Origin of the sequence: Kitasatospora sp. SUK 42 (assembly GCF_015776785.2) — a bacterium.
In the GTDB taxonomy this organism is placed as follows: Bacteria; Actinomycetota; Actinomycetes; order Streptomycetales; family Streptomycetaceae; genus Kitasatospora.
Genome location: NZ_LFMD02000005.1, coordinates 21,689 through 31,919, shown reverse-complemented (window position 1 = coordinate 31,919; position 10,231 = coordinate 21,689). Strand labels below are relative to the sequence as shown.

The following is a 10,231-nucleotide window of genomic DNA, read 5'->3' as shown; positions in this document are numbered from 1 at the left end:
AAAAGGAATCTCCAACCCCAGAAGAATCTGAGGCCGGGGATGTCAACATATCTGGCGTTGACTTTTGGCACGCTGTTGAGTTCTCAAGGAACGGACGCTTCCTTCGAGCCGCCTTCCAGCGGGCCCTCCGGGCGCTTCGTTCTTTCGTGTTTCCAGCTTATCAGATGTTTTCCGCTCCGTTTCCGGGGCTTCGTCATCCAACTCGCCGGTGTCTTCCGGGGCTTGACGCCCCGTCCGACGTTCCAAACACTAGCCGACCCCCGCTCCGAAAAGCGAATCCAGCCGCAATCCGATAAAACGCACACGCCACATCAGCACCGAGCCGCAACGCAAAAAAGAAGAGCGAAACGGCCGGCACGAACCGGAAGTGGTGTTTCAGAGGATTGGCCGCCCCGGGACCGTCCGCGCCAATGCGTGTCCGGTGCTCCCTGCCGAGCGACTGAGAGACTCTACCCCCACTTCCGCACCTGATCCAAACGCCCCGCCAAGTCAGCCCTTGGCCGCGGCCCGCCGGGCGCGGATCGCCGCCTGCCGTTCGTCGAACCGGGCCGCCTGGACGGCCAGACCGTCGAGCATCAGCCCCAGCTCCATCTGGGCCCTGAGCCCGTCCGGTCCCAGTCCGCCGACCTCCATCACCTTGAGGTGGCGCAGGACGGGCAGCAGCACGTCATCGAGGTGGACTCGGAGGTTGTACACGCCGTCGACGGCGATCCGAGCAGCGGCGCGCTCGAAGCCGGGCATGCCGTGGCCCGGCATGCGGAAGTTCGTCACCACCTCGTTGACGGCCTGCATCGCCTGGTCGGGGGCGAGCTCGAACGCGGCCCTGAGCAGGTTCCGGTAGAAGATCATGTGCAGGTTCTCGTCGTTGGCGACCTGCGCGAGCATCCGGTCGCAGACCGGGTCGCCCGAGGCGTGCCCTGTGTTGCGGTGCGAGATCCGGGTGGCCAGTTCCTGGAAGGCGACGTACGCGACCGTGTGGAGCGGCGAGTGCCGGTTGTCGGAGACGAAGCCGTTCTGCATGTGGGTCATGCGGGCGCGCTCCAGTTCGACCGGGTCGACGGCGCGGGAGGCGATGAGGTAGTCGCGCAGGACCATCGAGTGCCGGGCCTCCTCGCTGGTCCACTGGTGCACCCAGGTGCCCCAGGCCCCGTCCCGACCGAACAGGGTCGCGATCTCGTGGTGGTAGCTGGGCAGGTTGTCCTCCGTCAGCAGGTTCACCACCAGCGAGACCCGGCCCACCTCGGTCAGTGGCGACTGCTCGACCGCCCACGGTTCGCCGCCGAGCGGCCCGTCGAAGTCCCGACCCCGGCTCCAGGGCACGTACTCATGGGGCATCCACTCCTTGAAGACCCGCAGATGGCGGTTGAGCTCGCGCTCGACCACCTCCTCCAGGGCCTGCAGGAGTCGGGCATCGGTCCACCGGGCGCGGGAGGAGGTGCTGCTCACGGGTCCAACTCTCGATCGACGAACAAACCTACGGTTCCGTAGGTAACGCCACCGTAGGTTTGCCACGTCGGCGGCGTCTGGGGCCCTTCGACGGCGACGCCTGGGGCCCTTCGACCCCATTCGCCGCAGCGGGGCGCGTGCAGTGGCGCAGGTCACACCACGTTTCCCGCAACCGGTGAAATGCGGAGGCTCCCAGGGTGGTTGAGGCGAGCGACCGCTTCCGTCCCGGCACACACCACCGCTACCCGTGAGGAATCCCTCATGACCGTCACCGAACCCTCCGCCTCGCGCGCGGCCGAGATCCTGTCCCGGCCCGTCACGATCAACGGGCTGACCGTGCCCAACCGCATCGTGATGGCGCCGATGACGCGCAAGTTCTCCCCGGGCGGCGTGCCCGGTGAGGACGTGCGCTCGTACTACGCCCGCCGCGCCGCCGCAGGCGTCGGCCTGATCGTCACCGAGGGAACGTACGTCGGCCATGAGTCCGCCGGCGAGAGCGACGACGTCCCGCGCTTCCACGGCGAGGAGCAGCTGGCCGGGTGGGCCCGGGTCGCCGCGGACGTCCACGCGGCGGGCGGCACCATCGTGCCGCAGCTCTGGCACATCGGCATGGTGCGCAAGCAGGGCGACCCGCCGTTCGCCGACGCTCCCGCCATCGGCCCGTCCGGCATCCGGCTGGACGGCACCGAGGGAGCGGGGCGGGCGATGACCCGGACCGACCTGGACGCCGTCATCGGCGCGTTCGCCGAGGCTGCCGCGGCCGCCGAGCGGATCGGCTTCGACGGCGTCGAGCTGCACGGCGCCCACGGCTACCTGCTCGACCAGTTCCTGTGGGCGGGCACCAACCGGCGCACCGACGCCTACGGCGGTGACGCGGTGGCCCGGACGAAGTTCTCGGCCGAGCTCGTCGCCGCGGTGCGCGAGGCCGTTTCCCCGGACTTCCCGGTGATCTTCCGCTACTCGCAGTGGAAGTCGGAGAACTACGACGCCCGCCTCGCCGAGACCCCCCAGGAACTGGAGGCGATCCTCGCCCCGCTCGCCGAAGCCGGCGTCGACGCCTTCCACGCGTCGACCCGCCGCTACTGGAGCCCCGAGTTCGACGGCTCGGACCTCAACCTGGCCGGCTGGACCAGGAAGCTCACCGGCCGCCCCGCCATCACCGTCGGCTCGGTCGGCCTCGACGGCGACGTCATCCGCGCCTTCATGGGCGAGGGCGCCTCGGTCCAGGGCATCGACGACCTGCTCGACCGGCTGGAGCGCGACGAGTTCGACCTGGTCGCCGTCGGCCGCGCCCTTCTCCAGGACCCGCAGTGGGCCGCCAAGGTCCTCTCCGGCCGCTTCTCCGAGCTGCTCCCCTACGACGCCACCGCGCTCCGCACCCTGAGCTGATCACCACGCCCCGAGGTCCCGCCTCCGAGGCCTCAAGGTTCCCCAAGTCGACTACCTGGTAGGAGATTTGAGAGATCCATCGCCGCCCACCGCGCGAGCCGCGCGCGGTGGGCGGCGATCAGGCCGCGGTACCAGGTGCGGCCGGAGGCCTCTGCTCTACTGTCCCGGTTCGAGGCTGGCCCGCTCGCCGTTCTGGTCGGCGTGACCCTGCTGCGTGCCCAGGCCCCGGCGGACCGAGTCCAGGATCGTCAGGCCCTGGCTGACCAGGCCCGCCGCGATCTCGCCCAGGCCGTCGGTGCCGTTGAGCACGTTCACGTTGGCGCCCGCGAGCCCGCCCGCCGCCTCCTTGACGATCTGCGGCAACTGGTCGATCAGCATCCGGTCCAGTGCCACCCGGCCGTGCGAGGCCGCCGCCTCGGCCTGGATCTTCATCCGCTCCGCCTCGGCCAGCGCCACGACCCGGATCCGCTCGGCCTCCGCCTCCGCCGGCTTCACGATCTCGGCGACCAGCTGCTGCTGGCGCAGCTCCGCCGCACGCTGGGCCAGCTCGGTCTGCGCGGCCAGCACCTCCCGCTGCGCGTGCGCCTGCGCCAGCGGGCCGGCCTGGGCGGCCTGCGCCTGGGCCTGGTCCACCTCGGCGCTGTACTGCGCTTTCACCACCGCCGTCTGCCGGGCGTACTCGGCCTGCTGCCGGGCGGACTGCTGCTCCGCCTCCGCCGCGGCCTGGGCGGCCTGCGCCTGGGCGATCTGGGCCTGCCGCTGGATGGCCGCCCGGTGCGGGGCCGACATCGCGACGATGTAACCGGTGTCTCCGTCGTCGATCGACTGGATCTGGAGCGAGTCCACGCTCAGCCCGATCTTCGCCATCTCGGCCTTCGAGGTGTCCAGGACCTCGGTGGCGAGCTTCTGCCGCTCGGTGACGATCTCCTCGACCGTCATCGAGCCGATGATGGCGCGCAGGTGCCCGGCGAAGATCCGGCCGGTCAGCACCGACATCTGCTCCTGGTCGGACAGGAAGCGCTGGCCGGCGTTGACGATGCTCTCGCTGTCGTTGCCGACCTTGAACGCGATCACCGCCCGTACCGTCAGCGCGATGCCCTGCTTGGTGACGCAGGTCTCGGCGACCTCCGCCTCGCACATCGCCAGAGTCAGGAAGCGGACCTTGCGGAAGACCGGCAGCACGAACGTGCCGTGCCCGGTCACCACGCGGAACGGCGCACCCGCGAGGCCGCGCTTTCCGCCTGAAATCAGCATCGCCTGGTCGGGGGCAGGGACGCGGTAGCCGAACATCCTGGTCGTCTCCTCAGCGCATGCCGTCGGCACGGTCGGCCCACGGGTCGTCGGTCGGGTCGGTCCACTCGATGACGTCCACCTGGCGTAGACCACGCGATTCGATCACCAGGACGGGCGTCCCCTTCGGCAGCGGCTCCTCCGACCACGCGAGGAAGGCCTCCGAGCCGCCCCTGATCTTCACCAGGACCTCACCAGGACCCGCGGCCCCCCGGGTACCGATCACCAACACCCCGGGGCAACCGATCACGGCCTGGTCCGACACCATCGGTGACCCCTCTCTTGTCGAACGTCGTCTCTTGTCGAACGTCGCGCGAGCACCCTGGCAGCGGCTCGCGTCGGCGGTGCACAGGCACACGGGCGCACAGCCGCACAGGCGCACGACCGGCTCACCGTGCCGAAGCAACGCTGATTCCAGGGTGTCACGCGGCACTCGCGCTGTCGAAGGAATGCACAGGAATGCGTCCGGCCGCGCCGGGGAGTCCGCAGCACGCGCACCGGTACTGACGAGGCGTCAAGCAGACGGCCGCGGCGAGTTCCACCACTCGGCCCATCACCTCCGCCGTGCCACAACGGTGGCTCCGGCGGTGGCGTCATGCCGGGTGGACGAGGCGGCTCTCGTAGGCGAAGATCACGACCTGTATCCGGTCGCGGAGTTCGAGCTTCTGCAGGATCCGCCCCAGGTGGGACTTCACCGTCGCCTCCGCGAGGTACAGGGCGGCCGCGATCTCGGCGTTGGACAGGCCCCGGCCCACCTGGACGAGCACCTCGCGTTCACGGGCGCTGAGCCGGCTCAGCCGGTCGTCGCGGTCGGCGTCACGGGCGGCGTCGCCGCCGCCGGGGATGTGCGGGCGGAGGTTCTCCAGCAGGCGGCGGGTGATCCGCGGGGAGAGCACCGCGTCGCCCGCGGCAACGCTGCGTATCGCGGTGAGGAGCTCCTCGGGCCTGGTGTTCTTCAGCAGGAAGCCCGAGGCTCCGGCGTTGAGTCCGGCGAAGGCGTATTCATCCAGGTCGAAGGTGGTGAGGATCAGCACTCTGCTCTGCGGGGAGATCCCGACGACCTGTCGGGTCGCCTCGATCCCGTCGGTGCCGGGCATCCGGACGTCCATGAGGACGACATCGGGGCGCAGCTCCCGGGCGAGGCGTACGGCCTGGAGGCCGTCCGCGGCTTCGCCGACCGGTGCCATGTCGGGCTGGGCCTCCAGGACCGTGCTGAAGGCCATGCGGAGCAGCGCTTCGTCGTCGGCGATCAGGATGCGGATCGTCATGCGGACACCGCTCCGCTGCTGCCGAGGTCGAGGCGGGTGTGGACGCCCCAGCCGCCGCCCGGAAGCGGTCCGGCCCGCAACTTCCCCCCGTAGGCGGCCGAGCGCTCGCGCATGCCGGGAATGCCGTGGCCGGACGGTGTGGCGGCGGGAGGTGGCGGGCAGGGGCCGCTGTCGGTGACGTCCACGGTGACGGCCCCGGTCGAGCACCGTATCCGGACCTCCGCGCGTGTGCCGGGGGGTGTGTGCTTGAGGGTGTTGGTCAGGGCTTCCTGAACCAGGCGGTAGACGGTGAGTTGCGCGGTGGCGGGTATGTGGGTGTGGCTGCCGTGGACCTTGAGGCGGGTGGGCAGTCCGGCAGTGCACATCTGGTCCGCGAGGGCCTCCAGTTGTGCGATGCCGGGCAACGGGTGGCGCTGCGCGTCCGGTTCGTCGGTCCGCAGGATGCCCAACGAGCGCCGCATGTCGGTCAGGGCCTGTCGGCCTGTCTCGGAGATCTGGAGCATCGCGGTGGTGGTCCTGTCGGGCGACCGGTGCTGCGCGTAGACGGCGGCGTCGGTGAGCGCGACCATGACGGACAGGTTGTGGGTGACGATGTCGTGCATCTCCCGGGCGATGCGCGTCCTTTCCTCGGCGGCGGCCAGTCGCGCCTGCTGCTCCTGTTCCTGCTCCAGGCGTGCGGCCCGCTCCTCCAGGGCCGCGAGGTAGGCGCGCGTGGTCCGCACGTTCACACCGAGGACGGCTGCGGCAACGGCCGTCGCGGTGACCGCGACGAAGGGTGTCAGGAACGCGCCTTCCGTCGCCCAGCGCAGGCAGGCCAGAAGGACGCCTGCCTCCACGATGGCACTGGCGACGAGCGTGCCGCGTCGGCCCGAGTTCGCGGTCGCCGTGTAGAGGGCCACCAACAGGGCGATGTCCGCAGGCAGTTGGACGTCCATCAGCCATTGGACGAGGGCCGCGGCCGCCACGGCGCCGAACACCGTGAGCGGGGCCCGGCGCCGCCACACCAGGGGCAGCGCGAGGGCGGCGGTGAGGGCCACGGCCACCGGCAGCTCCTGCGGCGGGTACGTGGTCAGGACGTTGACGAGGAGAAGCGTCGGCAGCAGCGAGTCCCACACCACGGGCGGCAGCCGGGGGCCCCGGCGCCTGGTGGCCGTCACCGGTCGCGCCGCCCGTGCGGAGGCCGGGCCGGCGTAGGCCGTCCTCTCCCACCGCACCCGGTCCCTCACCCGGTCCCGGTGGGCATCGCCGGGTTCCGCGGCCGCCTCGGTCATCACCCGTCCCTGTCGATTCGGCGTCATGGGGCAGCCCCGGCCGGGGCGGCCACCACGTACGGCCGGATCCGCGTCGAGCACGGGGACCGTACGCCCCGCACCGCCCGGCACGTACCGCGGCCCTGTCACGGTAGGCCGCGGACCCCGCGCAGCACATGAGTCCGTCGTCGGATGGCACCGTGCCGGGATACGCCCGCAGGAGGAGTCCCGCTACCTCCCGTGGTCGCAGGGCGGCCACCGATCCGGCGTGCTCGATTGCTGCTCCGGTCGCACCGGGACGTGCCGCGGATTGCGATCCCGGTCGCACACGATGACGACCCGGGATCGATGTGGCGGCGCATGCCCGGCGCCGAGTATGGCCGGGTGACCGAGATCATCGCGGGACTGTCCATGTCCCCCCTGGAAATCCTTGCCCTGCTGGGTGCCGTCGCGCTGGTGGTGGCGCGCTGGCTTCCCCCGGCCGCCCGCCCACGCGTCACGATCGTGGCGGGGGCGGTTCTCCTGCTGTCCGCGATCGTGCTGAGTGTGGCGGGGATCCGCTGGCAGATGCTGCCGGTCCTGGCAGGCGCCGCCTCCACGGTGCCGTTCGCCCTCTCCCCCCTGCTGCGACGCCGTACCGGCCGGCCGGCGTGGCGGGCCCGCTGGTGGCTGGCGTTGCCGGGATCGGTGGCCTGCGTCGGCCTGATCGCCACGGGCCCGGTGGCCGCCTGGGCCTTTCCCGTACCCGTGTTCCCCGAACCGTCGGGCGGCTTCGCGGTCGGCACCCGCGTGGTGCAGTGGACCGATCCACACCGCCCCGAGACCTTCACCGCCGATCCGGACGACCTGCGTACGGTCGTGGTCCAGCTCTGGTACCCCGCGCAGCAGAGTCCCGCGGGCACGCGGCGGGCCCAGTACCTCGGACGCACGGAGCACGAGGCGCGCACCGTCTCCGAAGCCCTCGCCCGCGGGGTCGGCCTGCCGGGTTTCCTGGTCGACGGTGTTCCGCGCGCCCACACCCGTTCGGTCTTCGGCGCCCCGGTGGCCGGTGGTGGCGAACGGTTCCCGGTCGTGCTGTTCTCTCCCGGGTCGGGCGGAGTGCGCACCCAGAACACCGCCTGGGCGGAGGAACTGGCCAGCCACGGCTACGTGGTCGCCGCTCTCGACCACCCGTACGACTCCGCCGCGGTCGTCCTCGACGACGGCCGGACGATCACCACCGAGACCGCCTCCACCGGCGACCCGGGCAAGGACGACGAGCTGGCGGCCGGCTGGACGGCGGTACGAGCCGCCGACCTCAGCTTCGTCCTCACCCAACTGGACGCCCTGGGCCGAGGTGAGATCGCCGGCCCGCTGACCGGACGCCTGGACACCGGCCGGGTAGCGGTGACCGGCCACTCCATGGGGGGTGCCGCCGCCCTGCAGGCGGCCCGGCAGGATCGCCGGTTCGACGCCGTCATCGATCTGGACGGCTACCCCCACGGCCCGACCTCGCCCTCCCTCGGCCGGCCGACGCTCGCGCTCACCCAGGCCATCACCCCGGGAACCGACCCGCGCTACCTGCCCCGCCTCACCGAGGCGCTCAAGTCCAGCACCGCGACGAGCTACCGGCTCACCATCCCCGGCGCCGCACACCTCACGTTCATGGACGGCCCGCTGTACCTGCCGCCCGTGCCCTCGATCGTCGGTTCCCTGGGCCGCACCGAGAGCCCGCGCGTCGTCGCCGCAGCCACCCTCGCCTTCCTGGACGCCACCCTCCGAGCCAAACCCGGCGACCTGGCCGGCGTGCTGCCGGCCTACGGCACCCTCAGCGTCCACCACCCGGACAACAGCCACTGATCCGGGCCACCCAGCCCCTCGACCAGGGGCTTCCTCAGAGGGCTCCGGCGTTCCCGGCCAGTTCCCGGTACTCGGCCACCGCCGCCTCCTGGAAAGCGAGAGGGGGAAGGTAGCCGTGCTCCTCGACATAGTGGGAGATGAGGGTCGGGGCCGCATAGGCAACACCCTCCGCGGCTCCGACCCGGATCTCGGCCATACCGAGGTACACGGTCTTCCCCGGGATCGCGGCGTTCGGAATCTCGACGTCGGCGGTCTTGCAGAAGTAGCAGGGGTGGCAACCGCGAGTGCGGTTCACGGCCCGCGTCGAGACGAGCCATCTCAGGGCCTCGGCCAGCTCCGGGAGGGGCTCCCCCGTCGGGAAGTCGAAGTGCCTGTCGAGCCATCCGATGTTGATCTCGCGCTTCCACTGGACGGGGATGTCCCGCATGTCCGGCGAGAGGTACTCGTAGTCGGTCCCGTCCCCGTAGTACGTCATCGATGCGCCTTTCGATCGGATTCGCTCTGACATGGTTCACGGCGTACGGGCCCCGCACGTCTGCGACGTCGACCACGTGCCTTGCCGGACGCCGGCCACGGCCGCCCCGGACAAGGGGAAGTGTGCCTGGCCTGCGGCGGAGAGGCCTGCCGGGTCCCGGTCTCCGCGGGGAGGCAGGCAGTCTCCAGGGGCAGGAGCTTAGTGGGTCGTATCCACACACCGGAGTCCAGGGTGACAGCGCGAGGACGTGCTGCCGCGGTGGGCCGCCTCCCGCCGCCCGGGAGAGCCGCCGGCCCCGACGCCCCCGCCCTGTCCCACCGTCCCGCCCCACCGGCGTGGACGGCACCGGCACGGTCTGCCGGGTCGCAGGTCCAGAAAGGCCGTGACGGCCCGCCGGGCGAACCGGCGGACCGTCACAGCAGATCGAGGTCGAAGTGGACCAGCGATCAGAACCCTTCTCTCAACTCCCTACAGGTGGCGAGGTACACACAGCCCATTCCCGGCTTGAGCATCTCGCTCAGCGGTGTGGGAACGGACGTGACGACGCTTCCGGTGGCGACGTTCAGGCCCTTGGGAGGACCGACCAGGATGTCCTTCATCCGCTGTCCCGGAAGGATGGTCTCCGTCACGGGAACCGGCTGCCCGAGCTCGATCTTCAGGCCGGCCGAGTCGCCGAGCTTCATTCCGTCCTCGCAGTGGCACTTGAGCCACGTGCCCTGGGGCATCTCGAAGCTCTCGGCGTACTGGTCGCGCCACCCGTGGCCGGCGATGACGGCGTTGCCGTCGCTTCGGCTTCCATGGGTCACGGACTCCGCGACGGCGTGAGCCGACGGAAGGTTCTTGCCCACGGCCGGTTCGTCGGCGTGTCCGCGCGAGCCCGTGCCGTCGACCTTCACCTCCGGCTGCGTGGAGCGGCTGGTGGCTGCGGCTTCCTTGCCCGCGTCCTGCTCGATCGCCGACATGATCTTGCCGGCACCGAGGCTTGCGACCGCTGTCGCTCCGAGGGCCAGTCCGCCTGTGCCTGCGGCTCCCATCGCTGCTCCGGCCACGGCGCCGGAGAGGGTGGCACCGGTTTCCAGGGCGCCGGCGAAGCCTTCGGCGGCGGCGACGAGGACGCCGCCGCAGGCGCCGCCGGAGGCGACGATGCAGGCGGCCGCGCCGACGACGACGGCGGTGACGACCATGGCGGCGATGACCGGGTGGTCCTCGACGGCCTTGACGACGGTGTGGACGGCGCTCTTGGCCTTGCACTTCAGCCAGCCGCTCAACCCGCC

9 protein-coding genes are annotated in these 10,231 nt (G+C 71.2%); 2 read left to right on the top strand and 7 right to left on the bottom strand.

The annotated features are described in order from the left end of the window. Window positions 1-489: 489 nt before the first annotated feature. A complete protein-coding gene (locus tag RZ50_RS18845) occupies window positions 490-1,446 on the bottom strand; it encodes an acyl-ACP desaturase (RefSeq protein ID WP_308271838.1) in 957 nt (318 codons plus the stop codon). Window positions 1,447-1,707: 261 nt separating this feature from the next. On the opposite strand from RZ50_RS18845, the gene RZ50_RS18840 reads away from it, so the two are divergent. After that, on the top strand, window positions 1,708-2,835 hold the full coding sequence (locus RZ50_RS18840; RefSeq protein WP_196949048.1) for an NADH:flavin oxidoreductase: 1,128 nt from the start codon (window positions 1,708-1,710) through the stop codon (window positions 2,833-2,835). Window positions 2,836-2,991: 156 nt separating this feature from the next. Here the strand turns inward: RZ50_RS18840 and RZ50_RS18835 are convergent, their stop codons facing one another. The 4 genes from RZ50_RS18835 to RZ50_RS18820 all read right to left on the bottom strand — a co-directional run bounded on the left by RZ50_RS18835 (window position 2,992) and on the right by RZ50_RS18820 (window position 6,550). Further along, window positions 2,992-4,125 carry a flotillin family protein gene (locus tag RZ50_RS18835; RefSeq protein WP_196949049.1) on the bottom strand — a complete coding sequence of 378 codons (1,134 nt, stop codon included), beginning with the start codon at window positions 4,123-4,125 and terminating at the stop codon, window positions 2,992-2,994. A gap of 13 nt (window positions 4,126-4,138) precedes the next feature. Then, window positions 4,139-4,393 carry a hypothetical protein gene (locus tag RZ50_RS18830; RefSeq protein ID WP_196949050.1) on the bottom strand — a complete coding sequence of 85 codons (255 nt, stop codon included), beginning with the start codon at window positions 4,391-4,393 and terminating at the stop codon, window positions 4,139-4,141. 325 nt (window positions 4,394-4,718) lie between these two features. After that, window positions 4,719-5,393, bottom strand: coding sequence for a response regulator transcription factor (locus RZ50_RS18825; RefSeq protein WP_196949051.1), 675 nt, complete (start codon window positions 5,391-5,393; stop codon window positions 4,719-4,721). Beyond that, window positions 5,390-6,550: a histidine kinase gene (locus RZ50_RS18820; RefSeq protein WP_308271835.1), complete on the bottom strand. Its 1,161-nt coding sequence runs from the start codon at window positions 6,548-6,550 to the stop codon at window positions 5,390-5,392. Before RZ50_RS18820 ends, RZ50_RS18825 begins: the two co-directional genes overlap by 4 nt. Window positions 6,551-6,991: 441 nt before the next feature. Here RZ50_RS18820 and RZ50_RS18815 point away from each other — a divergent pair, with 441 nt between their 5' ends. After that, window positions 6,992-8,482, top strand: a complete 1,491-nt coding sequence (locus RZ50_RS18815; RefSeq protein WP_196949053.1) for a dienelactone hydrolase family protein — start codon at window positions 6,992-6,994, stop codon at window positions 8,480-8,482. A 34-nt stretch (window positions 8,483-8,516) separates the two neighbouring features. Here RZ50_RS18815 and RZ50_RS18810 read toward each other — a convergent pair whose 3' ends face one another. Both RZ50_RS18810 and RZ50_RS18805 read right to left on the bottom strand, forming a co-directional pair. Next, window positions 8,517-8,990 carry a hypothetical protein gene (locus RZ50_RS18810; RefSeq protein WP_196949054.1) on the bottom strand — a complete coding sequence of 158 codons (474 nt, stop codon included), beginning with the start codon at window positions 8,988-8,990 and terminating at the stop codon, window positions 8,517-8,519. A 413-nt stretch (window positions 8,991-9,403) separates the two neighbouring features. Further along, window positions 9,404-10,231, bottom strand: an 828-nt coding sequence (locus tag RZ50_RS18805; protein WP_217680645.1) for a putative adhesin, incomplete at its 5' end; no start/stop codon positions are given.